Annotated in this window: 25 protein-coding genes; 19 read left to right on the top strand and 6 right to left on the bottom strand. The window is 49.4% G+C overall.

Features of this window, described 5'->3' with window-relative positions; genetic code table 11:
* Positions 1–32 precede the first annotated feature (32 nt).
* A complete protein-coding gene (locus tag F458_RS0105175) occupies positions 33–1,139 on the top strand; it encodes an NADH:flavin oxidoreductase/NADH oxidase (RefSeq protein ID WP_018982323.1) in 1,107 nt (368 codons plus the stop codon).
* 74 nt (positions 1,140–1,213) lie between these two features.
* On the opposite strand, the gene F458_RS0105170 is transcribed toward F458_RS0105175, so the two are convergent.
* The gene (locus F458_RS0105170; protein ID WP_018982322.1) at positions 1,214–2,116 is read right to left on the bottom strand and encodes a LysR family transcriptional regulator; all 903 of its coding nucleotides are present in this window, start codon (positions 2,114–2,116) and stop codon (positions 1,214–1,216) included.
* A gap of 98 nt (positions 2,117–2,214) precedes the next feature.
* Here F458_RS0105170 and F458_RS0105165 point away from each other — a divergent pair, with 98 nt between their 5' ends.
* From F458_RS0105165 to F458_RS19055, 3 genes are all read left to right on the top strand, one after another.
* On the top strand, positions 2,215–2,724 hold the full coding sequence (locus F458_RS0105165) for a lactoylglutathione lyase family protein (RefSeq protein WP_018982321.1): 510 nt from the start codon (positions 2,215–2,217) through the stop codon (positions 2,722–2,724).
* A 291-nt stretch (positions 2,725–3,015) separates the two neighbouring features.
* Positions 3,016–3,375 (top strand): hypothetical protein, encoded by a 360-nt coding sequence (locus F458_RS0105160; protein WP_018982320.1) that lies wholly within the window; start codon positions 3,016–3,018, stop codon positions 3,373–3,375.
* 7 nt (positions 3,376–3,382) lie between these two features.
* Positions 3,383–5,215 (top strand): lipoprotein N-acyltransferase Lnb domain-containing protein, encoded by a 1,833-nt coding sequence (locus F458_RS19055; RefSeq protein WP_018982319.1) that lies wholly within the window; start codon positions 3,383–3,385, stop codon positions 5,213–5,215.
* A gap of 65 nt (positions 5,216–5,280) precedes the next feature.
* On the opposite strand, the gene hslO is transcribed toward F458_RS19055, so the two are convergent.
* Together hslO and hslR are read right to left on the bottom strand one after the other, a co-directional pair.
* The gene (hslO, locus tag F458_RS0105150) at positions 5,281–6,183 is read right to left on the bottom strand and encodes an Hsp33 family molecular chaperone HslO (RefSeq protein ID WP_018982318.1); all 903 of its coding nucleotides are present in this window, start codon (positions 6,181–6,183) and stop codon (positions 5,281–5,283) included.
* 26 nt (positions 6,184–6,209) lie between these two features.
* Positions 6,210–6,614: a ribosome-associated heat shock protein Hsp15 gene (hslR, locus tag F458_RS0105145; RefSeq protein WP_018982317.1), complete on the bottom strand. Its 405-nt coding sequence runs from the start codon at positions 6,612–6,614 to the stop codon at positions 6,210–6,212.
* A 122-nt stretch (positions 6,615–6,736) separates the two neighbouring features.
* Here hslR and gspC point away from each other — a divergent pair, with 122 nt between their 5' ends.
* From gspC to F458_RS0105085, 12 genes are read left to right on the top strand one after another with little or no spacing between them, the layout of a single operon-like run.
* On the top strand, positions 6,737–7,669 hold the full coding sequence (gene gspC / locus F458_RS0105140) for a type II secretion system protein GspC (protein WP_018982316.1): 933 nt from the start codon (positions 6,737–6,739) through the stop codon (positions 7,667–7,669).
* 18 nt (positions 7,670–7,687) lie between these two features.
* Complete coding sequence (gene gspD / locus F458_RS0105135; protein WP_018982315.1) at positions 7,688–9,739, top strand: type II secretion system secretin GspD; 2,052 nt, start codon at positions 7,688–7,690, stop codon at positions 9,737–9,739.
* On the top strand, positions 9,739–11,292 hold the full coding sequence (gene gspE / locus F458_RS0105130) for a type II secretion system ATPase GspE (RefSeq protein ID WP_018982314.1): 1,554 nt from the start codon (positions 9,739–9,741) through the stop codon (positions 11,290–11,292). Before gspD ends, gspE begins: the two co-directional genes overlap by 1 nt.
* Positions 11,293–11,294: 2 nt before the next feature.
* Positions 11,295–12,512 (top strand): type II secretion system inner membrane protein GspF, encoded by a 1,218-nt coding sequence (gene gspF, locus F458_RS0105125; RefSeq protein ID WP_018982313.1) that lies wholly within the window; start codon positions 11,295–11,297, stop codon positions 12,510–12,512.
* 2 nt (positions 12,513–12,514) lie between these two features.
* Positions 12,515–12,964 carry a type II secretion system major pseudopilin GspG gene (gene gspG / locus F458_RS0105120; protein WP_018982312.1) on the top strand — a complete coding sequence of 150 codons (450 nt, stop codon included), beginning with the start codon at positions 12,515–12,517 and terminating at the stop codon, positions 12,962–12,964.
* Complete coding sequence (gspH, locus tag F458_RS0105115; protein ID WP_018982311.1) at positions 12,964–13,608, top strand: type II secretion system minor pseudopilin GspH; 645 nt, start codon at positions 12,964–12,966, stop codon at positions 13,606–13,608. Before gspG ends, gspH begins: the two co-directional genes overlap by 1 nt.
* Positions 13,605–14,003, top strand: a complete 399-nt coding sequence (gene gspI / locus F458_RS0105110) for a type II secretion system minor pseudopilin GspI (RefSeq protein WP_018982310.1) — start codon at positions 13,605–13,607, stop codon at positions 14,001–14,003. The genes gspH and gspI overlap by 4 nt, the downstream gene beginning before the upstream one ends.
* Positions 13,996–14,628 carry a type II secretion system minor pseudopilin GspJ gene (gene gspJ, locus F458_RS0105105; RefSeq protein WP_018982309.1) on the top strand — a complete coding sequence of 211 codons (633 nt, stop codon included), beginning with the start codon at positions 13,996–13,998 and terminating at the stop codon, positions 14,626–14,628. The genes gspI and gspJ overlap by 8 nt, the downstream gene beginning before the upstream one ends.
* Positions 14,625–15,611 (top strand): type II secretion system minor pseudopilin GspK, encoded by a 987-nt coding sequence (gene gspK / locus F458_RS0105100; RefSeq protein ID WP_018982308.1) that lies wholly within the window; start codon positions 14,625–14,627, stop codon positions 15,609–15,611. The genes gspJ and gspK overlap by 4 nt, the downstream gene beginning before the upstream one ends.
* Positions 15,611–16,813 carry a type II secretion system protein GspL gene (gene gspL / locus F458_RS0105095; protein WP_018982307.1) on the top strand — a complete coding sequence of 401 codons (1,203 nt, stop codon included), beginning with the start codon at positions 15,611–15,613 and terminating at the stop codon, positions 16,811–16,813. Before gspK ends, gspL begins: the two co-directional genes overlap by 1 nt.
* Entirely contained in the window at positions 16,810–17,289 is a 480-nt protein-coding gene (gspM, locus tag F458_RS0105090; protein WP_018982306.1) for a type II secretion system protein GspM, read from the top strand. The genes gspL and gspM overlap by 4 nt, the downstream gene beginning before the upstream one ends.
* Positions 17,286–18,041: a type II secretion system protein N gene (locus tag F458_RS0105085; RefSeq protein ID WP_018982305.1), complete on the top strand. Its 756-nt coding sequence runs from the start codon at positions 17,286–17,288 to the stop codon at positions 18,039–18,041. Before gspM ends, F458_RS0105085 begins: the two co-directional genes overlap by 4 nt.
* An 847-nt stretch (positions 18,042–18,888) precedes the next feature.
* Here F458_RS0105085 and F458_RS0105075 read toward each other — a convergent pair.
* From F458_RS0105075 to yrfG, 3 genes are all read right to left on the bottom strand, one after another.
* Positions 18,889–20,265, bottom strand: a complete 1,377-nt coding sequence (locus F458_RS0105075) for an NAD-dependent succinate-semialdehyde dehydrogenase (protein ID WP_018982303.1) — start codon at positions 20,263–20,265, stop codon at positions 18,889–18,891.
* Between the two features lie 196 nt (positions 20,266–20,461).
* The gene (gene yjjX / locus F458_RS0105070; protein ID WP_018982302.1) at positions 20,462–21,007 is read right to left on the bottom strand and encodes an inosine/xanthosine triphosphatase; all 546 of its coding nucleotides are present in this window, start codon (positions 21,005–21,007) and stop codon (positions 20,462–20,464) included.
* Positions 21,004–21,702 (bottom strand): GMP/IMP nucleotidase, encoded by a 699-nt coding sequence (gene yrfG / locus F458_RS0105065; protein WP_018982301.1) that lies wholly within the window; start codon positions 21,700–21,702, stop codon positions 21,004–21,006. Before yrfG ends, yjjX begins: the two co-directional genes overlap by 4 nt.
* A gap of 68 nt (positions 21,703–21,770) precedes the next feature.
* Here yrfG and nudE point away from each other — a divergent pair, with 68 nt between their 5' ends.
* From nudE to F458_RS0105050, 3 genes are read left to right on the top strand one after another with little or no spacing between them, the layout of a single operon-like run.
* Positions 21,771–22,334: an ADP compounds hydrolase NudE gene (gene nudE, locus F458_RS0105060; RefSeq protein ID WP_018982300.1), complete on the top strand. Its 564-nt coding sequence runs from the start codon at positions 21,771–21,773 to the stop codon at positions 22,332–22,334.
* A 4-nt stretch (positions 22,335–22,338) separates the two neighbouring features.
* Positions 22,339–23,166, top strand: a complete 828-nt coding sequence (gene cysQ, locus F458_RS0105055; RefSeq protein ID WP_018982299.1) for a 3'(2'),5'-bisphosphate nucleotidase CysQ — start codon at positions 22,339–22,341, stop codon at positions 23,164–23,166.
* Between the two features lie 3 nt (positions 23,167–23,169).
* Complete coding sequence (locus tag F458_RS0105050; RefSeq protein ID WP_018982298.1) at positions 23,170–23,742, top strand: YceI family protein; 573 nt, start codon at positions 23,170–23,172, stop codon at positions 23,740–23,742.
* The last annotated feature ends 16 nt before the right edge of the window (positions 23,743–23,758 follow it).

Below are 23,758 nucleotides of genomic sequence, written 5' to 3'. Positions count from 1 at the left end.
CTGCAAATAACGCCAAAGAAGGAATAACAGTAATGTCAGCTTTGTTTGACACATTTACCCTAAAAGATATCACCCTGCGCAACCGTATTGCGGTGCCGCCAATGTGCCAGTACAGCGCGGAAGATGGTTTTGTAAACCAGTGGCATGAAGCTAACTATCAATCATTTGCCCGTGGCGGCGCCGGTTTGGTAATTGTTGAAGCCACTGCGGTATCCCCAGAGGGCCGGATTTCTCCTGAAGATCTGGGCATCTGGAAAGAAGAGCATGTCGAAGGATTAGCGAATGTTGCGCAGCGCATTAAAGATCAGGGCGCAGTAGCTGGTATTCAGCTTGCCCATGCAGGCCGTAAAGCCTCGGCAAATAGTCCGTGGAACGGCGATGATCATATTGCAGCAGATGACCCCAAAGGCTGGCAGCCCATTGGTCCTTCGGCACAAGCCTTTGGCGCTAACTTGCCGCGGACGCCTGCCGCCATGACAAAAGCGGATATCGAGCGGGTAAAGGCGGATTTTGTTAGCGGCGCAAAACGTGCTCTGGATGCCGGTTTCCAGTGGCTGGAGCTGCATTTTGCCCACGGCTATCTGGCCCAGAGCTTTTTCTCACCCCATGCGAATAGCCGTACTGACGAATACGGTGGTGACGCCCAGGGCCGGGGTCGTTTTCTGCTTGAAACATTAGCAGCAGTACGCGAGGTATGGCCGCAAAATCTGCCTCTCACAATTCGTTTCGGCGTTGTTGAATATGATGGAAATGATGAGAAAACCCAGGCTGAATCTATTGCTCTGATAAAGCAGTTCAAAGCCGCCGGAGCGGATTTTGTCAGTGTCAGCATAGGCTTCAATACCCCTGATGCGGATATACCATGGGGCCCTGCATTTTTGGCGCCGGTAGCAGAGAAAGTACGCCGGGAAGCGGAGATCCCGGTGGCCACCGCCTGGGGCGTAGACACCCCGGAGCTGGCTAATGATACGGTGAAGAACGGCCAGCTTGATATCGTAATGGTAGGTCGCATGCATTTGACCAATCCCCACTGGGCGTATTTTGCTGCCAAAAAACTGGGCGTCGATGAGCCGTCCTGGGTGATGCCGGCACCTTACGCGCACTGGCTACAGCGCTACGCGCCCTCAGACGAACGCTAGCAAATACTAGTCGTAAGCCGCCATTTTTCATTATGTAAAATGGTTTAAACGCTACCTTAACAGGTGGCGTTTTTTTATTTCACGCTTGCCAGTTCGCGCTGTAATACGGGAATGAGATTATGCATCCGCGCCGCCAGCTCGCGGTCACTTCGATATACCAGATACAGGGGCTCTTCAATCAGGGGGATATTACCCATCACGCTTAACGCATCCTTGTATCTACTGGCTTCAAGCACGCTGCGCGGTAGCACAGTAAACCCAAGCCCCATCGCCACCGGCAGCAAGATGTCATGGATCTGATTAATAAAGCTATGGGTTTCTATGGTATGAAATGGCACTGCACGCAGGTCATCAGAATCACTGCGATTGAGGTATAAACTGATATAGTAATCACTGTCAGGATGCCGAATCATACCCAGACTTTGCAAATAACTGATCAGCGATCTGGCACCCTGAGGCCGTGCGGCTGGCACGATTATAGCGATGGCCTCACGGCCAATTTTCTGCGTCTTGAATGCCAGCGAATCAGGCTTTTCAGTAACGATACCCAAATCTGCCTCGCCCGTCTGAAGTGCCGCCAGCACGCTTTGGTAAGGAGCCGCCTGTAAATACATGCGTAGTCCGGGATGGCACTGTTGCAGTTGTAACAGGCTTTGGTACAACCGGATTGCGCTGGCACCTGAACAGGCAATGCGGCATGTCCCTTGATAGGGGTTGTCTGCGCCTAACTCACTAAGCAGTTGTTGCTCATTGTTTTCAAGCAACCGGGCATAGTCATACAGCTGCTCGCCCTGCCGTGTGACGGTAAAACTTTTACCCTGGCGTTTAATCAGTGCATGGCCGCAGGCCGCCTCAAGTTTTTGAATATGCTGACTTACGCCAGGCTGAGTCATGAAGCGTTTTTCAGCAGTCCGGGTAAAATGCCCTGTTTCTACCAGAGCCCTGAAAGTAAGCAACCAGGCGGGGTTTAATTTCATAACGTAAAATTATCAAAACAAGAATTAATGATAATTTATCATTTTATATCCTAAGGCGTAACCTTGCTTTCGAGTTAATCAACACGCGGAGCACCACCATGACCAAACAAACGCCTTACCCAAGAACCTTTTCCCATATTGGTTTGTCGGTACCTGACTTAGACGCAGCGGTGAAGTTTTATACAGAAGTGTTGGGCTGGTATCTGATTATGCCACCCACCACCATCGAAGAAGATGACAGCGCTATTGGCCAGATGTGCACCGATGTATTTGGTGCCGGATGGGAAAAATTTCGTATCACCCATCTGTCTACAGGCGATAGAATCGGGGTAGAGATTTTTGAGTTTAAACATCAGCAAAATCCGCAAAACAACTTCGAGTACTGGAAAACCGGCATTTTCCATTTCTGTGTCCAGGACCCTGATGTGGAAGGACTAGCTGAAAAGATCGAAGCCGCTGGCGGCAAGCGCCGTATGCCCAAGCCACGTTACTACTACCCGGGAGAAAAACCGTTCAGAATGATTTATATGGAAGACCCGTTCGGTAATATTCTGGAAATATACAGTCACAGTTACGAGTTAACGTACTCTGCCGGGGCATATCAATAGGAAGTAAAAAAGCCCGCCGTCCTGTAGCGGGCTAAACTCATCACCATGAGAAAGTGATAAACGAAGGAATAACAGTAAGAAGTTTTGCAACCGCCCACCGTCTAAATACTATACGAGATAAACCTTAAAAAAAGTTTACTTCCATGGCTAAAATTTGGTGTCGGAAGATAGAACTATCTGAAGCTCACTAAAAAGGATCAAAAAAGTTGAATTGAAAGTTTGCATTAAAAAAAGAAAAATATATATTACTGACGCCTTCTCAGGCTAAAGCATTTTATTAAGGGATTTTAAATGAAAACAAAACTAATCGGACTAGCGCTCGCTACTGCAGTTCTTACTTCTGGCTGTGCTACTATTCTCACCGAAGATACCTACAAGATGAATGTGACCACTTCAAATGGTCAGCAAACCACTGTTGCGGTAGATGGCCAAAATCAAACCGTACCTGGCGTGGTAACGGTCACAAAAGAAAACAAAAATAAAGTATTGGTGGCGCAGGATGCGAACTGTTCAAATGTTGCATTGAACAAAGAAGTTGAAGGCGCGTTTTTTGTTAATTTGTTGAGCGGCGGCGTATTTGGTTCTTCAACGGATTATGGCACAGAGAAAATGTGGCGTTATCAGGAATCAGTGACTGTTCCCTGTAAATAATATTTACATGAAAATCTTGCGCTGCAAAGGAAGCCCTCTGGCTTCCTTTTTGTTTTGCCTGTTGTTTTTATTACCATCCCAATCAGAGGGATCGACACCCTCTCGGAATAATATTCATCATCAACTTGCTTACCATAACGCTGCAAACACGCCTTTATGGCAAGCATTATTACAGCTAAAACAAGGCGTTGCGATAAATCCCAACTATACTGGGTATTTAGTTCATCCGGTGTCAGCGAGCGCTGAGCTGACCGCCACAGTAAACCTGATTTTTGAGGCGCCTCAGAAAGCCTGTCAATATCCTGCCAGAAAGCGGTTTATTGAGATAACACTCGGCTTGGCAAAAGATACTCTGAACTTTGCAAAGTGCAGCGATTATCGTTCTTTTCGCAACAGTGTTCCCACTGATGAAGCTTACCTTGTCTTCGCCGCAGAAAACGTGACATCAGCAAGCTCAATGATGGGCCATATTATGTTGCGATTTGATGGCGCTAATACCGAAGGCACAGAGGTTCAGCATGGTATTACATTTTTCACCGAACTGGATTCACTGAATATTCCTGTATTGCTGTACGACACGCTTGTGCAGGGCAAGCCAGGTGTTTTTCAAGTGGCCCCCTACGCGCCTTTCCAGCAACATTACCGACAGACCGAGCAGCGCAACGTATGGGAGTACAAGCTGGATCTAAGCGCAACGGAGAAGTCACTTATCGCGGGCATGATTTGGGAGTTGGGTCAGTTTAATCCTGACTACTTTTTTCATTCTTATAACTGTGCCACCGTAACCCGACTTTTGCTAACTCTGGCGCGCCCCCCCACCCTCGCGCAAATGGATACTATTGTAACGCCGTCAGATGTGGTCCGCTTCGCCCTGAAAAATGATCTTGTCGCACAAACACAGCTTCTGCCCTCCCATAAGTGGAAAGCGCAATCTCTTGCCCAGTCGCTTTCGGCTGACAGCGCACAAAAGATTGTCCGTCAGTTGAGCAAGGAAGGCAGTCCCGCACTGAATTTCACTCGCGACTCTCAGAGCTTTCTTCGTTACGAGTTTGCCCAAAGCGTTAATATAATGCTTCGCCAGAGAAATCTCATTGGTGAAAAGCGGCACCACGCCAATATTCAGCGCCTTCAACCCGGACAAGCAATGTTTGCCGGAATGGCCCTGGATGTCAGCAACTATAAAAATCCGGTTAACACAAGTGAAGAATCGATGCTGGCGATAGGCGTCGAAGATATCCATGAAAACCAGTCCCTGACATTTCGTTATTTTCCCGTGGCCAGTGATATTAATTCTGACCACCGTAACTATTCTGGCGAGACTGCGCTTTCTCTGGCGGATATTAAGATCCGCTACACCCCCAGCAACACGACATTGCATCTGGATAAGCTGATGCTTTACAGCATGACGTCCAGAGTTCCTTTTAATGCGGTGTATGGAGATATCTCTACCGGGCTTCAGGTAGGTCTTAATCGTGTCTTTGATAATCATCTGCAACGCAAACTGGTTGCACAAGCTGAGATGTCAGGAGGTTTTACCTTTCCTATAGCTCATGGCGGGGTGTATATTGAAAATGGCGTAGGCATAAGTGCTGATAACCACCGGGTACAGGCTTATTTGGAGCCGCGCACGGGGGGATATGTTTACCTGCGTAACAATATAAAAGTTCACATTGAGGCTGCGTGGGGTTTAAACAAATATGATGGCAGCAGCGTGGGTCGCATTAATACCTCTGTAACACACTTTATCAGCAAATCATGGTCAGTGAATGCATTCTGGTCACGACTCATTTCTGATCGCGACGCGTCGTTTTTAACACTAAATCTGCGTCACAGGTTTTAAATCTTTACATAAAAAGGCAGCACGACGCCAGTAGTACGAATCTGTTGGCGTCGTTTAGCAAACCGTTATTGAGGATTATCCGGCGCGCTGTCGAAGTGCCCGGCATGGATAGCTTCTACATCTATCGTATCGAAGCGATATTCGGTATGACAATACTGGCAATTCATCTGCACCGCGCCTTCTTCTTCGATGATTTGCAGTAATTCCGCTTTTTCCACATTGCGAAGTGCTTCGGCACTTCGGCTGCGCGAACAACTACAGGCGAACGTGATGGATTGCGGCTCAAACAGTTCAACCTTCTGCTGGTGATACAGCCGATACAGAACATCTTCAACCGCCAGGCCGAACACCTCTTCACTGGTTAAGGTCTCGGCCAGCGTGCTCAGATGCTCAAAGCCGGTATCCTGCGCCACGTTGGTGTTTTCAGCCTGGGTTGGCATAACCTGAAGCAGCATACCGGCGGCTTTCACCCGCTCAGGATCGCTTAAATCGGTATACAGCTTCACCTGAGTCGCCAGCTGCTCTGACTGGGCGAAATAATTTTCAATGCACTCAGCCAGCGTAGGCTTATCCAGAGCCACTACGCCCTGGTATCGCTCGCCACCTTCAGGAGTGATGGTAATCACCAGTACGCCTTTCTCCATCAAATCCTCGAACCGTTCAGGCAAGGAGGCCAATTCTTCATCCCAGCGCGCTACGCCGCGTAACGTGTACTCATCGGTAGCATTAACAACAGCATATTTTACCGCGCCGCCGCCTTGTATCTGCAGCCCGATTTCACCTTTAAATTTTAATATTGCGGTGAGCAGACAGGTAGCTGCAGCCATTTCACCAAGCAATTTTTGAATCTGTACCGGATACTCATAGCTATGCACAATATGCTGCAAACTATCATCCAGACGAGCGATCTCGCCACGTACATTGGCATCGTCAATTAAAAATCTGTGTAACTGATCATAATGGTTCATAAAATGGGTTTCCTGCCGGGAAAACACTAACTGTGTTTAAGTTTAATTATTTCGCGCCGCTGTTTTTTGTCGGGGCGGCCGTCGGGTTTGGGACTGTGAAACGCACTGAGTTGACGAGCCCGCTGATTTTCCTCACGCTTATCAACACTGGCCTGGGTTTCGCTGTAAAGCGCCTGGGCCAGCGATGCACTCTGCCGTTTCTCACAAAGGTCGAGCACTTCTACTTCTTTGTGGTCCCAGCCTGCGGGAAGGGTAATCATTGCGCCAATCTCTACCGGTCGGCCGGGTTTGGCCCGCTGGCCGTTATACTGAACTTTTCCGGACTGGACCATGTCTCTTGCCAGGGCGCGGGTTTTAAAGAACCGCGCAGCCCAAAGCCACTTGTCCAGTCTGACTTTTTCGGTTGATTTGGCTTGTTTTGATTGGCTCATGTAATATTTTTGTCACTCTTTCGTTTTAGTGTTGTGGCGCCCACGCTGACTAAGCTATGATGGATTAGCTAACGCCCGGTTTACCAAATTTTAACTAATAAAAGCAGTACCTCGTTGACAGCATGACATTCAATAAATTCAATCACCAAACCCTGACCACAGGCTTAATGCGCCATCAAACCGCGCTGCGCCTGGTGATCGTTGTGCTGTTAAGCCTTTACCTGCTTGCCTTCGCGGCCCGGTTATTCTGGCAACTGTGGCCAGAACCTGCGCAACCAACACCACCTGCTTATACTGGTATTGCAGGTTCGACGACAACCTCTTCGCCGCAAAGTGGGGTCAATGTAGACCAATTACAACAGTTAAATTTATTCGGTGAAGTGACAGAGGTTGCAGAAGCTCCTGCCGAGCAGGTGACAGATGCGCCGCAAACCTCACTAAATCTCACTCTTACCGGTGTAGTTGCCAGTTCTATTGTAGAAGAGGCCGCTGCGATTATCGAAAATAAAGGCACGCAGATGGTATACGGTCTGGGTGAGAAAATAGAAGGCACCAATGTTACTTTGCATCAGGTGCAGCGCGACAGAGTAATCATTAAAAACGGCAACCGTAACGAGACATTAATGCTGGACGGGTTAGAGTATGAGCAAGCGAATAAACGCCGCGAACGCGAGCGGGCGCGCGCACTAACACCCAGCAATCCGCCCCCCGCGCGTCAGGCCAGCCTGGACCGGGATGCAATTGAAGCCACAGCCGCGTTACGCGAGGAGCCAGCCAGTTTTACCGACTTCATCTCTATATCGCCCAAAAGTGAAGATGGTATGTTGGTTGGCTATCAGGTCCAGCCAGGTAAAAACCCATCGTTATTTCAAACTGCCGGGTTACAAAGTGGCGATGTTATCGTGCAGATTAATGGGTATGATTTGACTGATTCTCAGCAAACCATGACAGCAATGAATGAATTACGTAGCGCCCAATCCATTGAGCTAACCCTGGACAGAGGCGGCGAATATTTAACGGTTTATCTGGATATGCCAGAAACCGGTGCAGAATAATACAGGAATATAAGAATTATGAGGCGAGCCAGTCGTACTTTGCTATCCAAACTTACTGTTGCATTCTTTGCTGCATTGCTAAGTATCAGCGTTTCTGTCACCGCTGCAGAGTATATGCCGAATTTTAAAGATACCGATATTAATGAATTTATTAATATTGTCGGTAAAAATCTGCAAAAAACTATTATCGTTGACCCCAACGTACGCGGAAAAATCAGCGTGCGCAGCTACGACATGCTGGATGAGGAGCAATATTACCAGTTTTTCCTGAACGTGCTTCAGGTATACGATTTTGCCGTGGTAGAGATGCCCAACGGCGTTTTAAAAGTAATTCGCTCCAAGGATGCAAAAACGTCAAATATTCCTGTTGTGGAAGGCGCGTTGCGTGACGGTGACGAAATGATTACCCGCGTAGTACCTGTTTACAATGTACCTGTCCGAGAGCTAGCACCGATTTTGCGCCAACTGAACGATCAGGCCGGCGGTGGGAATGTGGTCAGCCATGATCCCTCTAACGTTATGATGCTTACCGGGCGAGCCGCAGTGGTAAACCGGTTGGTGGAAATTATCGAGCGGGTCGATAAGGCTGGTGACGAAGAAGTCGAGATTGTTAAATTGCGCTATGCATCAGCCTCGGAGATGGTGCGCATTATCGAAAGCATTAATAATTCTCAGGGCAATACAGCCGGTAACAGCAAAGCAGCGCCCCGGGCTGTGGCTGATGATCGAACAAACTCGGTCATTGTCAGCGGCGAAGAAAAAGCCCGCCAGCGTATTGTAAATCTTATCAAGCGCATGGATCAGGAGCTTGAGTCTAACGGCAACACACGTGTTATCTTTTTAAATTACGCCAAAGCGGAAGATTTGGTGAAAGTGTTACAGGGCGTATCCGCCAGCATCCAGGCCGAAGGAAACAGTGGCGGTAATAATGCAGCCCGGCGTCCGGCGAGTACCAACCGTGAGATTTCCATTGATGCCCATGAGGATTCAAATGCGGTGGTCATTACCGCTGAACCGGATATGATGCAGTCGCTTGAGGCGGTTATCCGCCAGCTTGACGTACGTCGCGCCCAGGTTCAGGTTGAAGCGATTATTGTCGAAGTATTCGAGGGCGACGGTACCATGCTGGGTGTGCAATGGGTGTCTGAACAGGGCGGCGGCACGCAGTTTACCAATGGTGTTGTACCGGTTGGCTCGCTGGGTGTTGCGTTACGACAGGCAGAAGATCGCTCGGTGGATGAGTCATTTGTCACCGAAGAAGGCCAGGTAGTCACGCGCGAGCGCACAGTTGAAGGTAACCTGACACCGCTGGCCAACTTGCTCGGCGGGGCGAATGGCCTTATTGCCGGTATTATTGATGATGGCTGGGGCGCAGTGGTTCAGGCGGTTAGCAACGACACAAACTCTAATGTATTGGCAACGCCCCACTTAACGACTATGGATAATGAAGAAGCCTTTTTCATTGTCGGTCAGGAAGTGCCGATTCTTACCGGCACCACCACCGGCGACAATAACTCCAATCCGTTCCAGACGGTTGAGCGTCAGGAAGTGGGTATTAAACTGAAAGTCACCCCGCAAATAAATGAAGGTGATGCGGTGCAACTGACCATAGAGCAGGAAGTCTCCAGCGTCAGCGGTGCCACGTCAGTAGATATTTCCATTAACAAACGTCAGATTAAAACCACGGTGATAGTGGATGACGGCGGGACCATCGTACTGGGTGGCCTGATTGACGAAGATGTGCAGGAAAGTGTCTCCAAGGTGCCGCTGTTGGGTGATATTCCTATTCTGGGGCATTTGTTTAAAACAACCTCCACCAGCAAGCGCAAACGCAACCTTATGGTCTTTTTACGGCCTAAAATTGTTCGGGACGGGGTGACCATGAATGAGATCAGTCACCGCAAATACAATTTCATCCGGGCGCAGCAAATTCGTCACCAGCAAAAGGGCGAAACCTTCCTGGATGCAAATGAGCAACCCACCATGCCAGAGTGGGACGATGCGCTGACCCTGCCGCCGTCGTTTGAAGAATATATTCTTGAGAAAAACAAGCAGGATGCGAACGACTGATGGCTGATCAGGAAGAACAACTCCAGCAAGCTGCCATGCTGGCTCAGGAAGATGCCCTGGAAGCCGAAGATGAACATCATGCCGATCCCCGGCAGCTGAGCTTTGGCTTTGCCAAACGGAATAAGGTATTGCTGGAAACAAACAGTGACCCGGCGGTACTTTACTACACGGTTGAGTCACCGTTTACGGTGTTTGCCGAAGTACGTCGCTTTTATGGTGAGCCATTCACGCTGACCGAAATTGACGATGAAAAATTTGACCGTCTGCTAACGCAGGCATTCCAACGGGATTCATCGGCAGCCAAGCAGTTAATGGAAGATCTGGGTAACGAAAGTGACCTGTTCGCGCTGGCCGATGAGCTGCCAGATACCGAAGATCTGCTGGACAGTGAAGACGATGCCCCCATCATCAAACTGATTAACGCCATGCTCGGCGAAGCCATTAAAGAAGGTGCTTCGGATATTCATATTGAAACTTTCGAGAATCAGCTTATTGTTCGGTTTCGCGTCGATGGCGTACTGCGGGAAATTCTGCGACCCAACCGCAAGCTTTCTTCCATGCTGGTCTCACGGATTAAAGTCATGGCTAAGCTGGATATCGCCGAAAAACGCGTCCCTCAGGATGGCCGTATAACCTTGCGTATTGCCGGTCGCGCAGTGGATGTGCGAGTATCCACTATGCCTTCCAGCCACGGGGAGCGGGTTGTACTTCGTTTGCTGGACAAAAATAATGCCCGGTTAAATCTCACTGACCTGGGTATGACAAAAGCAAACCGGGATAAGTTTGACCAACTTATTCGCAAACCCCACGGAATCATCCTGGTGACTGGTCCCACCGGTTCAGGGAAAAGTACTACGCTGTATGCAGGTCTATCAGAGATCAACAGTAAAGATCGCAACATTCTGACGGTCGAAGACCCCATTGAATTTGATTTGCTCGGCATCGGGCAAACCCAGGTCAACCCTCGGGTGGATATGACCTTTGCGCGAGGATTAAGAGCCATTTTGCGCCAGGATCCGGATGTGGTCATGGTGGGTGAAATCCGTGATGCTGAGACTGCGCAGATTGGCGTACAGGCCAGTTTAACCGGCCACCTTGTGCTATCTACTCTACACACAAATACAGCAGCTGGCGCCATCACCCGTTTAGAAGATATGGGCATAGAGCCATTTTTGCTTTCATCGAGCCTGTTGGCAGTGCTTTCTCAGCGTCTTGTGCGCACCCTGTGCCCAGAATGTAAAGCGCCCCACCAGCCCAGCTCGCAGGAAGCCGAAGTGTTAGGCGTAGCAGACCTTGCATCCTATCCGGATATTTATGCGCCCAAAGGCTGTGCTGCCTGCAATCAGACCGGCTATCGTGGCCGAACCGGCATTCATGAATTGCTGATCATCGACGAAAAAATTCGCGACATGATGCACGAAGGTAAAGGCGAACAAATCATTGAAAGGTATGTTCGCAAGAGTACACCCAGTATTCGTGAGGACGGGTGTCGCAAAGTGCTGGCTGGCATGACCTCACTGGAAGAAGTACTGCGGGTAACGCGGGAAGATTAAATATGGCAGCATTTTCGTATAAGGCGGTTAATCAGCGCGGACGCAACAGCAATGGTGTGCTGGAGGCCGATAATGCCCGCCAGGTGCGTCAGCAATTGCGGGAAAAAGGTCTCATCCCGGTACATGTAGAGCAAGTTGCTGAAAAAAGCAGGCAACAAAAAGCACGTTTTCGTTTTTTTGCGCCCCGTGTATCCGCGTCTGAGCTCGCCCTGATGACCCGCCAAATGGCAACATTGGTGGAATCAGCATTGCCTATCGAAGAAGCCTTGCTGGCAGTAGCCGATCAAAGCAACAAACCGGCGCAGCGCAACATGATGATGGCAGTGCGCAGCAAAGTCGTGGAAGGTCACGGCCTGGCCGATGCCATGGGCGAGTTTCCCAGCGTATTTAATGAATTGTACCGGGCCATGGTGGCTGCCGGTGAAAAGTCAGGTCATTTAGATACTGTTTTAAACCGACTGGCCGATTATACAGAACGCCGACAACAAACTCGCAGTCAGATTATCCAGGCACTGGTCTATCCGTCTTTGATGATGTTTTTTGCCATTGCCATCGTCGTGCTGCTGTTAACCATAGTGGTACCCGAAATCGTTGGTCAGTTTGATAATATGGGTCAGGAACTTCCGGCAATAACCCAGGTACTAATCAGCACCAGCAACTGGCTGCAAAATTACGGGTTGTTTTTGCTGGTGTTTATTATCTTACTGGTTATTGGCTTTCAGCAGGCGCTGAAAAATCCGGCCTTACGCCTGCGCTATCATCGCCTTATTTTAAAAATGCCCTTGCTGGGCAAAATATCTAAAGGCCTGAATACTTCGCGGTTTGCCCGCACGCTGAGTATTCTAACTGCCAGTGCAGTGCCTCTGCTTGAGGCTATGCGCATATCTGGTGACGTACTGGAAAATCGTTACATGAAACAGGAAATTGAGGCCGCCACCATAAACGTAAAAGAAGGCAGTAGTCTGCGTGCATCGCTGGATAACACAAAAATGTTTCCACCGATGATGATGCATATGATTGCCTCAGGGGAAAAATCCGGCGAGCTGCAAAATATGCTGGGCCGGGCAGCCGACAATCAGGACAGGGAATTTGAGTCACTGGTGAATGTGTCTTTAAAAACCTTTGAGCCGCTGCTGATTGTAACAATGGCCGGGGTGGTGTTGTTTATCGTTCTGGCAATTCTGCAGCCAATTTTAAGCTTAAATCAAATGGTGAATTAGTAATGAAAAATGTTTCTCGCGCTTCAGGTTTCACACTTATCGAAGTTATGGTGGTACTGTTTATCATCGGCATTATGGCAGCCATTGTGGCGCCGCAAATTTTGGGTGAGTCGGACAATGCTCGCTTGCAAAAAGCCGCCATTGATATTCGTCAGCTGGAAAACACGCTACAGATGTACAAGCTGAAAAACAGCCAATATCCAACGACAGAGCAAGGGCTCGATGCGCTGGTCAGCGCGCCCACTATCGAACCGATTCCGCGGAATTACCCTTCAGAAGGTTTTATTGACCGGATACCGAATGATCCCTGGGGCAATCCTTATGAATTAATGAGCCCCGGCGAAATGGGCACCATCGATATTTACTCCAATGGTCCGGATGGTCAGCCAGGCACCGATGATGATATTGGTAACTGGAACATGCACGAATATCTGGGTAACAGCGCTGGCTAATGATGGTGCAGCCAGCATTTCATTGTCGCGACACCCGGCGCCAGCAGGGCTTTACTCTGCTGGAGGTGATGATAGTGCTGCTGTTAATGGGTCTGGCTGCCACCTATGTGGTGTTTAATGCAGTAGGCACAGACCCGGTAGATGAGCTTGAAAATCAGGCTCGCCGGTTACAGGTGGTCACCGACATGGCCTCGGATTACGCGGTCATGAACCAGCAGCAGATGGGTATTCGTTTCGAGCCGGATGCCGGGATTTACTACTTTGTTTTTTTAAACGAAGAAAACGAGTGGCAGCGGCTGGAGAACAATAACGTGTATGCTGAGCGCCAGCTGCCCGAACCCTTCTTCCTCAGTCTCAACCTTGACAATCTGCCCTGGAACCAGGATTCCTTATTATATGATCGGGAAATCTTTGATGAAGACTTCTCACTCCAGGACTCACAAACACAGATAGGCAATGAAGAAGACGCGCCGTTGCCGCCGCCTCAGGTATTGATTATGTCCAGTGGCGAAATCACGCCCTTTGTACTGACCTTTCACTATGAGCCGGGTTTCGGAACAGACTTGCCCGCATATTTTCAGCTGAAAAATGAAGCGCTGCCGCCATTGAAGCTCACCGGTCCGCTGGAGCAACTTCCGCAATGATGTCACGAGCAAAAAACCGTGGCATGACGCTGCTGGAAGTTATGGTGGCATTGTTTGTTTTCGCCCTGGCTGGCACAGCAGTAATGAAAGCAGCATCGGCGCATCTATCCAGTATTAGCGATATTGAAGATATTACGTTTGCCACCTGGGTTGCCTCGAATCGACTTAATCAAATAAAAATCAGTGATACCTGGCCACCCAAAAACAATCAGAAGGGTTCGGTCGAAATGGCCGGAAGAACCTGGTACTGGCAGCAGCAAGTTAAAAAGACCAACGACAGCACACTACGTCAGATAGACATCATGGTGGGACTGGATGAGCTTTTTAATAACTCGGTAACCAGCGTTACAACCTTTGTGACCCAGCCTGCCACACCCGGAGCTAACAATGGGTAAACGGCAGCAGGGCTTCACACTTATTGAAATACTCGTGGCTATGGCGATTTTTTCGATGATCGGGCTGGCCTCCACCGGCATTCTCACATCGGTTATCGACAGCGATGAGATTTCACAGGAGCGCTTTGAAAAACTGCAAACACTGCAACGCGCTATGCTGATCATTGAACGGGATGTTCTACAGGCGATCCCCCGCCCGGTGCGCCTGGAAGGTGAGCGCACCGACATTGTGATGAAAGGGGGCGTTACGGAAGACAGCGACGCAGACGGTATCGGCTTTGTGCGCGGCGGCTGGCAAAATCCCCAACTGATGTTACCCAGAAGTACACAGCAGTTTGTGGCGTATCGTCTGCGCGACAATAAGCTGGAGCGTGTGTATTCAAACTATGTCGATAACGTAATCGGTTTTGAGCCGCAGGTGCGGGTTCTGCTGGATAATGTTGCGGATTTGAATATAGAGTTTTATGTACAGGGCGACGATGACACAGGGTTTGGCGACAATACCCTAAACTGGAGTGAAAGCTACGTTGGCGCCAAGTTGCCCCGGGCGGTGGCATTTGAGATAGACAGCGACGATTTTGGCCTGCTACGGCGTGAATTCGCACTGACCGGAAATGGCTCATGAAAAGGCACGCTAATCAGCGCGGTGTGGCACTGCTCATTGTCATGATGATTGTGGCATTGGTAACTATTATCGCCACCCAAATGGGCACCAGGTTACAGTTACAGATTCAGCGTACAGCCAATCTTAAAGAAAACACCCAGGCTTACTGGTATGCCATGGGCGCTGAAGCTTTCGCCCGGCAATCGTTAAAAAAGCTGATGGAAGAAACCGCCGATAAAATTACCCTGCAGCAACCCTGGGCACAGGAGTTTGCCTATCCGGTTGAGGGCGGTACTATAGAAGCTAAGCTTGAAGATATGTCCAGCTGCTTTAACCTCAATGCCTTGGCAGGCGATGTGCAAGTCCGGGCCACCGAACAGGGCAACGCTGTCATGGATGGCTTCCATCGTATGCTGACCACGGCTCAGCTTGATGATATGAGTAGTTACGACGCTGATGTACTGCGTGACAGTCTGGCCGACTGGCTGGACGAAGACAGCCAGATGCGCCCCTATGGCGCAGAAGACAGCGAATATGAATCAAGACAGCCGCCTTACCTGGCCGCCAACGCGCTGATGACTGCCCAGTCTGAATTGCGGCTGGTTAACGGTATGAAGCCGGCATGGATTAAGAGGCTGCTACCACTGGTTTGCGTGATACCGCAGGTCAATGAGCTTGTGATTAATGTGAACACACTGAATGAGCAAAAGGCGCCATTGTTGGCGGGGCTTACCGGCATGTCACTGGCACAGGCGCAAAATATGATTAGCGCGCGACCGGCAGAGGGCTGGCAAACCGCGCAGGACTTTTTGCAGGACCCGGCTATTGCTGCGCTGGAATTGAACGAAACTCAGCGCAGCTGGTTTTCGGTAACAACAGAACATTTTCTTTTACATACCAAAGCTCGTTACAATGCAGCTTCTTTCACCATGACTTCGGTGCTAAAAGCTTCTGCATCAGAGCCGGCTCAGGTGCTGCGACGTGAGTTTTTAGGAGTAGATTAATGGAACATTTGGTAGTACGTCTTGGCGCGCGGTACGATGACCCTGTTCAGTGGTTGGTGTTAGATGCTACCGGTAATGAGGTAATGGCCTCGGGCGAGCTGGAAAACGCGGGTGCGCTTGCTACCCTGCCTGAACGTACGGGCCACGATACGGTTGTCGCGCTGGCCCCGACCAGCGAAATTTTGCTGACCTGGGTAACCCTGCCCCCCCGTGCCGGGCGCAAGGTTATCAGCGCGATCCCTTATATGCTAGAAGATGAGCTTGCTTCAGATATCAGTGAGCAATTTTTTGCCCTGGGCCCGAAGGTCGGCGATGAACAAGCTGTTGCAGTGGTCAGCCGACAGGCACTTACTGAATGGCAACAGTGGTTATCCGATGCTGGCTTAAGCTGCCAGCATATGCTCCCCGATGTTCTTGCTGTCCCGTATAATCAAAACGGCTGGGCATTGGTGGCGCTTAAGGAGCAACTGATACTGCGCGAAGATCAGTGGAAAGGCATGCAAGGAGAATCGACCTGGATCCTGCCTGCGTTTTCATATATGGCCCGACAACAGACCACACCCGTTGAACTTGTCACCTACACCGATATGATGCTTGAAAATTTACCTAACGTGAATGTCCAACAGGCGCAGCTTGATTTGCCTATGCAGGTATTGGCGCAACAAGCGATAAAATCCTCCATGAACTTGCTGCAGGGCGAATTTAAAGTTAAGCGCAAACGCTCAGGAGCATTGCGCAAGTGGGCCGGGGTAGCCGTACTGGCGCTGGCTGTGCTGATAACCGCGTTGGTGGATAAGAGTATTACCCTGTATCAGCTTGAACAGGAGAATGCGTCGCTGAATGCACAAATTGATAACGCTGTGAAACAGGCATTTCCTAACATGGGCGCCTACCGTGATGTAAAACGTAAAGTGCGTCAGGAACTCGCCCGTCTGCAACAGGGCGCTGGCGGCGGCGCATCAATGCTGATGATGCTGGAGCAGTTGCGTCCTGCTTTTGATGGTTCCAGTGTGCGCCCTCAGACGTTGCGCTTTGACGCCAATCGGACTGAGATTCGCATGCAGGCCATGGCGGCGAATTTCGAGGCGCTGGAAGCGTTCCGTCGCCGCGCCGAGCAGGCCGGCTTCACAGTAGAGCAAGGCGCCATTAATAATCGAGATAACGCGGTAATTGGCAATGTCAGTATCAGGAGCCAGTCATGAACACTTTTACTGAAAAATTCAAAACGCTATCTGAGCGCGAGCAAAAACTGGTGCTACTTAGCGGTGCTGTGTTGCTCATTGCAATGTTTTACTTTGCTGTTTGGAGCCCGCTGACAAGCGGCGTGGAACAGGCACGCGCGCAACGTCAAAGTCAGCTTGAATTGCTTAGCTGGGTTGAACAGAATGCTGCTAAAGCGCAACAGCTGAAACGCTCTGGGGTAGCTGGTGCTCAGTTTTCCGGATCGCTGGCCCAGGCGGTGACACAATCCGCGGCGCGCTTTGATATTCCGGTTTCACGTATGCAACCGGTGAATGATGAGTTACAGGTATGGGTAGATCAGGCACCTTTTAATGCTGTGCTGGCCTGGCTCAATCAGCTGGAAGAGCGTGGCATTGCTATTTTACAGGTCGATATCAGTGAAACGGATATGCCTGGTCAGATTAAAATCCGTCGTTTGCAACTAGGAGTATCATGAAAGCCAAAATCGCGTGGGCTATTGCCTCTGTACTGGTCTTCGTTTTCTTTTTAATTATATATTTGCCAGCCAGTCAAATTACTTCTCGCCTGGCTTTGCCGGAGGAAGTATCGCTGTACGGTGTGTCGGGGACATTATGGGAAGGTAGCGCGCAACAAGTGGTGGTTAATGGTTTGCCGGTTGATAACGTGAGCTGGGAAATTCATCCAGCGGCATTACTTTGGGGCGATATCCGGGTGTCTCTGAATGGCGGCAACATGCGTTCACCCGAGGCTATTTCGTTTTCAGGCCCCCTTACCACCGGTTTGTTCTCTCAAACACGCGTCAGCGCAGAAAGCTTTGTCGCCTATATTCCGGTTGACCGGATCCTCGCGCAGGTTTCCCTGCCATTACCGGTTAACGCAGCCGGGCGGTTCAAGCTTTCCCTGCAAACGCTGGACTACAATGGCCAGTGCAACGAATTAAATGGCCAGGGAAGCTGGCTCAACGCAGCTGTAGCTGGCACTCAGGGGCCTATCGACTTTGGTACTTACGACGCCTCTTTATCCTGCGCGGATGGAAACTTTATCGTTAACGTTGAGGAGCCAAACAAGCTGGGCCTTTCTATGCAGGCACAAGCCGATCCCCAATTTAGCGACATATCCGTAGAAGGTCGTTTCAAACCGGATAATGACCTGCCTAAAGAGGTTCATCAGGCAGCTCGCTTTTTTGGCCAGCCAGACAGCAACGGTTACACAGAGTTTAGCCTGTAATCGCCACTATCATCAACGCTGCTCGCTATTACCTTTGAAAAAATTCAAGGCGAGCAAGGGTTTAACATTGTGCAGAAAAGAGCGGCTTAAGTCGTGTGAAATTGCTGACATAACATTGCTGACATATCGCTGCTATGCCGCTAGCTTTGCGTTTAGTAACAGTGAGATATTCAAGGATGGAACCGGACTATTCAAAATATTCGATCACAAAGCTTGATAGCACGCTCAGAACCATCGATAAAGACGCTTTTCCGGAGCGAACAGAAACACTACAAACTGTATTAGCCACACGCCAATCAGATGCAGGTAATGCTGCAGCCGCCAATACGCAGACATACCATGCTAACGAGCAGTTTTTCAGATGTCCCGCCTGCGAGAAAAAAAATAGGTGTTTTTTCGAAAGCGGCTAACAAACTGGGCAAAAAGAAGAGGTGCCCCTATTGCAACTCACCCTTTACCTCAACCGTGAAATTTAAAATAATTGTGATTGGCGTAATCCCTGTATTTCTTCTTCATCTGCCGCTTTTCAAGCCCTTAGCAGAGGCGATGGGAATAAGCAGTGGGCTGCTCTACGGTTTACTTTTTGTTTCGGCTACTCGATTTGTCAATATTAGGGACGATACACGGTAGTTGTGGCAGCGTTGTTCAGTAAAGACTGTATATAGTTACTGCGCAACCGTACGGCTCAATGGCCCCATAAGTGCCAACACCATAGCTTTTAAGACTTAGCAAGTTAGAACATAGCGACTGGGTAATACTGACGCCAACCTCTCTATTTCATCTTATTTTAAGCATAAAAAAACGCGCTGGTCGTTCAGACCAGCGCGTTTGTCTATCGTCTTACTATTTATTCGGCAATGAATATTGTTTTGGCGTTAACGAACTCTTTGATGCCGAAGCCACCGTGTTCACGCCCGTAGCCGCTTTCTTTTACGCCGCCAAATGGCAGGTTAGGTTGCGCCAGTGAATAGCCGTTAATGTTAACCATACCGGTATCAAACTCGGTGCGGGCCAGCTCTACAGCTTTCTTCTCGTCAGAAGAGAAAATTCCTCCGCCCAGTCCATAGCGAGAATCATTAGCTATGCGCATGGCATCACCATCATCTTTGGCACGAATGAATGAGGCGACGGGGCCAAACAATTCGTCATCATATGCTGGCATGCCTGGCTTTACGTCCTCAAGAATAGTCAGCGGATAGTAATAACCGGTGCCACTAGTCATATCGCCACCCAGCGTGCAGGTTGCACCATTTTTGACAGATTCCTGAACCTGATCATTAAGCTTATCGCGAAGATCCTTGCGCGCCATTGGCCCTACATCGGTGTCTGTATCGCGTGGATTGCCTACTTTAAGTTTTTTAAATTCTGCCACATAGGCATCTCTGAACTCGTCATAGATTTTATCAGCTATGATAAAACGTTTAGCAGAGACACATGTTTCACCATTGTTGATTATGCGGCCCTGAACACATGCCTGAACAGCGGTTTCAATATCCGCATCTTCAAGCACGACGAATGCATCGTTACTCCCAAGTTCAAGAACACTTTTCTTCGACTGGCTGCCGGCATTTTCGCCAACCATTTTGCCAACCTTATCTGAACCGGTAAATGTGACACCGCGCACTTTATCGTGCTGAATCAGGTCACTGGCTGTCTCGCCGCTGATAAGCAGAGACTGATAGACATTTTTCGGAAAACCCGCTTCTTCATACAGTTCCTGAATCATTTCAGCCATACCGAACACATTGTCAGCATGCTTTAAGACCGTAGTATTTCCTGCCATGATATTGGGAACGCTGTAACGGATGACTTGATACAAAGGAAAATTCCAGGGCTGAATGCCCAGAATGACACCGATTGGCTGATAAGTAATGATGGCGTTACCGCCGTCATACTCACGCTTTTCATCGGCAAGCTGTGTTTCAGCATTTTCCGCGGTGTAGCGGCAAATGGCGGCGCACAATTCAACTTCCTGATAACCCTGCTCGGTAACCTTGCCCATTTCATCAATCATCAGTTCGACAATATCATCGGCTCGCTCATCGATTTTATCAGCCAGCGCATTCATTAGTTTGCTTCGTTCTTGCAAGGAAGTTTTGCGCCAGCTGGTAAATGCCTCGTGAGATGCATCTACTGCTTTTTTCGCTTCCTCTGTACTGAGTAATGTATATGACTTAAGTGTTTGCTCTGTTGCGGGATTGATTGTTTCAACCGTATTGGACATTAATTGTCTCCTGATTTGAACATGTGTTCCAGAAGGTGCAACAACAACGCCAACTTGTCGAGTTAGGAAGATCTCTCACACGATCATGGTGTTATCTGCTGTGATCCTGCAATTATCTTAATATCAACCTGTTAGCCAGCGCGAATAAATTTCAGGGCGCTGGTACAGAATTTCACGTACAGCTCATGGCCGGCTGTTAAATGCCGCCGTACAGCTGAGGATGATTAAATTTTGCTAATGCGAGAATGAGTACAGATTCATAAATACTTTGCCGCGTGGCCAGATTATTGGTGAGCAGGCCGATGGCGCCTTCTTTTTGTTTAACATTATTGGTAGCAAAAACATCGTCCATTACATCACCCAGCTCACGCCCTTCTTCGAGGGCCTGATAAATTATACCGGGTAGCGGCAGGCTGGCTCCGCGGTTAACCGACCATATGCCCTGGTGATAAATCGCTACATAAGCAAAGGTTGCCGGACCATCAGCAAAATGATCCACGCCCCCCTCAATTGCCACAAACCAGCTATGTTCACGGCGCGACTGACTGACGTTATTTACACAGGCATTGATTCGGTTGATTGCCCCCTGCCGCGTGTCCTCCTGTGACAGCGGCTGATCAGCTACGCCACTGGATACCGCCATCGGCGTAATCGTTATGGATTTGTTCAATACTTTAGCCAAGGCCACCTGCGCGGCATTAATTTTTACCGGGTTTTCAGAGCCGACAATACATTCTGTCATTGTTCAGTGCCTGCATGTTGAACTGGCGAACTGATAATCGCTTCGATCAGATCACGATAATCAGTAACAGCCGGAAAGTCTGTAATTTGCTTTACTGGTTGCTGACTATCTGGATTGGCCACTGCAAGCAAATGCGCAATGCCAAACTCACGGGCCGCAGTCAAAATGGGTAGACTGTCATCTACAAATAAGGTTTTATCCGGATCAAATTTCAAGCGATGGTGCAATTGCTGCCATAACGACTGCGATTCTTTGGTCACACCAAACTCATGAGTGGAAATCAGCGTATCTATGTGGGCATCCAGCTGTGTACGTTCGATTTTTAAAGTCAGTCCGTCAGGATGCGAGTTGGTGACCAATACCACATCGCGACCAGATTGCTTCAGTGCATCTAAAAATGCGATGGTATCGGGGCGCAATGAAATAAGGTGAGCGATTTCCCGTTTCGCAGCAAGAATGTCGAGATTGAGCTGTGTCGCCCAGTAATCGAGACAGTACCACTGGATTTGCCCACTGACCCGCGCATAATGAGACATCAGTTGTGCTTTGCACGCATCAGGATGCAAACCGGTGGCGTGCGCCAGTTTCTGAGGCAGATAATCTGTCCAGAAATGATTGTCGTAATGTAGATCAAGTAAGGTGCCGTCCATATCCAGCAGAACGGTATCAATCTGATTCCAGGGCAGAGTGGGCAAGCACATTTCCTTCTATTGCGTTAAGCTTTAGACTAACCACATAATACCGAAGAAAAGCCACGATAAACATGAGTAAAATAGATCCAGCCAAAACGTTACCCCAGATTCATCATCGGGAGATTGTGGCCAGAAGCCGCCTGTTTAAAGTAGAGCGCGTTGATCTTGAATTCTCCAACGGCGCCACCCGACAGTTTGAACGAATGGCTGGCACCTCTCACGGTGCGGTGATGATTGTTCCCATGTTAGATGATGACACGATGATTCTGGTGCGCGAGTATGCTGCCGGCAACCATTCTTATCAGCTAGGCTTTCCCAAAGGGCTCATCGACCCGGGCGAAAGTGCTGTAGAAGCGGCAAATCGTGAGCTTCAGGAAGAAGCTGGATTTGGAGCTAATCATATAGAAGAAATCCATAAAGTGAACATGGCTCCTAATTTCTTCAATTCTGAAATGCGCATTGTGGTGGCCCGTGATTTGTACCCCAAAGAGCTACCGGGCGATGAGCCGGAACCTCTGGATGTGGTGAAATGGAAAATGAGCGATGCAGCCTCGCTGCTGAGCCGTGATGATTTTATAGAAGCGCGGTGTATTGCCGCCTTGTTTTTAGCGCAACAGTGGTTAAAGGAGCGGTAACACGATGCCTGAAGATGACAGACAGGATTTACTGGCGCTTGCCAAAGATGTGGCGGTAGAAGCTGGCCGAGAGGTTTTATCCATTTATGATACGGGTAAATTCGACGCTTATCAGAAAGACGATGATTCGCCGGTAACCAGCGCCGATTATTGTGCCAATGACATCATCAATAAACGCCTCAAAGAAGCGACCCCGGATATCCCCATTCTTTCCGAAGAGAATAAGCATGCCAGTTTGTCCGAACGTAAGGACTGGCCGCGTTACTGGCTTATTGACCCCATCGACGGCACGCAGGAGTTTATTGCCCGCAGCGGAGATTTTGCCATCAATATTGCTTTGATTGAAAATAACGAGCCTGTTATTGGCGTTATTTTCTGGCCGCCCGGACAGTCACTCTATTACGCCAGTAAGGGCAATGGCGCCTATAAGGATAGTCCCGACGAGCACCGCCGTATTCACGTGCGCAAGCTGGACGATCCACACAACAGTGTCGTGATGATTGCCATCAGCCGTCGCCAGTCACGGGAAAAAATCATGTCGCGTCTGACGGCACGTCGCGTCTACCAGACCCTGCCGCTGGGTAGCTGTTCTTTAAAGTCCTGCTTTATCGCAGAAGGCAAAGCGGATGTGTTCATGCGTATCGGCATCACCGGTGAGTGGGACACAGGCGCTTCCCAGTGCATTGTTGAGGAAGCCGGCGGGCGAATTCTGGCGGCGAACTTCGAACCGCTTACCTATAACCAGCGAAAATCACTGGAAAACCCGGACTTTGTTGTGATGGGGGACCAACGGGTACCCTGGCAGGATATTGTCCAGTACGAAGAGGAATAAACTGTGTATAAATCTTTAATTGCCAGCCTGGCCCTGGTGCTGCCATCTGTTGCAGCGGCTGACTGGAAACTCGACGAAAGCGCGTCGCAACTTCACTTTTTGTCGACCAAAAATGCACAGATTACTGAACGTCACAGCTTTGAGGCGCTGGCTGGCACCATCAGCGACAGTGGCGAACTAACCGTGACTGTTCCCCTCACCTCGGTTAATACCAGCATTGAAATTCGGGACACGCGCATGCAGGAGAAGCTGTTTGAAACTGGCAACTTTCCTCAGGCTCGATTTTCAGCAACATTAGCAGATGGAATGCTTACCATGCAGCCTGGAGAATCGGCGATTCAGACGGTAGAAGGTGCAATTGATCTTCATGGAAAGAACGTCGCCACTACTTTTGATGTTGCTGTATCCCGGTTAGATGATGCCACGTTCAGAGTGACCACGGTGGCACCGACAATAGTGAATGCGGGGGACTTCGGCCTGGCTGAAGGAATAAACACATTGCAGGCCATCGCAGGCCTGCAAAGCATCACTATGGCGGTACCGGTAACCTTCTCTGTCGTATTTGAACAGCATTAATGCTAAGGGGCGCCAG

This window comes from Salinimonas chungwhensis DSM 16280 (assembly GCF_000378185.1).
Lineage (GTDB): Bacteria > Pseudomonadota > Gammaproteobacteria > Enterobacterales > Alteromonadaceae > Alteromonas > Alteromonas chungwhensis.
Note: the sequence above shows the minus strand (reverse complement) of the source record. Positions and strands in the feature narration are given on the sequence as shown.

Bases quoted from the DNA above. Each gene is read 5' to 3' on its own strand.
- F458_RS0105175 (WP_018982323.1), top strand. From the start codon at position 33: ATGTCAGCTTTGTTTGACACATTTACCCTAAAAGATATCACCCTGCGC.
- F458_RS0105170 (WP_018982322.1), bottom strand. From the start codon at position 2,116: ATGAAATTAAACCCCGCCTGGTTGCTTACTTTCAGGGCTCTGGTAGAA.
- F458_RS0105165 (WP_018982321.1), top strand. From the start codon at position 2,215: ATGACCAAACAAACGCCTTACCCAAGAACCTTTTCCCATATTGGTTTG.
- F458_RS0105160 (WP_018982320.1), top strand. From the start codon at position 3,016: ATGAAAACAAAACTAATCGGACTAGCGCTCGCTACTGCAGTTCTTACT.
- F458_RS19055 (WP_018982319.1), top strand. From the start codon at position 3,383: ATGAAAATCTTGCGCTGCAAAGGAAGCCCTCTGGCTTCCTTTTTGTTT.
- hslO (WP_018982318.1), bottom strand. From the start codon at position 6,183: ATGAACCATTATGATCAGTTACACAGATTTTTAATTGACGATGCCAAT.
- hslR (WP_018982317.1), bottom strand. From the start codon at position 6,614: ATGAGCCAATCAAAACAAGCCAAATCAACCGAAAAAGTCAGACTGGAC.
- gspC (WP_018982316.1), top strand. From the start codon at position 6,737: ATGACATTCAATAAATTCAATCACCAAACCCTGACCACAGGCTTAATG.
- gspD (WP_018982315.1), top strand. From the start codon at position 7,688: ATGAGGCGAGCCAGTCGTACTTTGCTATCCAAACTTACTGTTGCATTC.
- gspE (WP_018982314.1), top strand. From the start codon at position 9,739: ATGGCTGATCAGGAAGAACAACTCCAGCAAGCTGCCATGCTGGCTCAG.
- gspF (WP_018982313.1), top strand. From the start codon at position 11,295: ATGGCAGCATTTTCGTATAAGGCGGTTAATCAGCGCGGACGCAACAGC.
- gspG (WP_018982312.1), top strand. From the start codon at position 12,515: ATGAAAAATGTTTCTCGCGCTTCAGGTTTCACACTTATCGAAGTTATG.
- gspH (WP_018982311.1), top strand. From the start codon at position 12,964: ATGATGGTGCAGCCAGCATTTCATTGTCGCGACACCCGGCGCCAGCAG.
- gspI (WP_018982310.1), top strand. From the start codon at position 13,605: ATGATGTCACGAGCAAAAAACCGTGGCATGACGCTGCTGGAAGTTATG.
- gspJ (WP_018982309.1), top strand. From the start codon at position 13,996: ATGGGTAAACGGCAGCAGGGCTTCACACTTATTGAAATACTCGTGGCT.
- gspK (WP_018982308.1), top strand. From the start codon at position 14,625: ATGAAAAGGCACGCTAATCAGCGCGGTGTGGCACTGCTCATTGTCATG.
- gspL (WP_018982307.1), top strand. From the start codon at position 15,611: ATGGAACATTTGGTAGTACGTCTTGGCGCGCGGTACGATGACCCTGTT.
- gspM (WP_018982306.1), top strand. From the start codon at position 16,810: ATGAACACTTTTACTGAAAAATTCAAAACGCTATCTGAGCGCGAGCAA.
- F458_RS0105085 (WP_018982305.1), top strand. From the start codon at position 17,286: ATGAAAGCCAAAATCGCGTGGGCTATTGCCTCTGTACTGGTCTTCGTT.
- F458_RS0105075 (WP_018982303.1), bottom strand. From the start codon at position 20,265: ATGTCCAATACGGTTGAAACAATCAATCCCGCAACAGAGCAAACACTT.
- yjjX (WP_018982302.1), bottom strand. From the start codon at position 21,007: ATGACAGAATGTATTGTCGGCTCTGAAAACCCGGTAAAAATTAATGCC.
- nudE (WP_018982300.1), top strand. From the start codon at position 21,771: ATGAGTAAAATAGATCCAGCCAAAACGTTACCCCAGATTCATCATCGG.
- cysQ (WP_018982299.1), top strand. From the start codon at position 22,339: ATGCCTGAAGATGACAGACAGGATTTACTGGCGCTTGCCAAAGATGTG.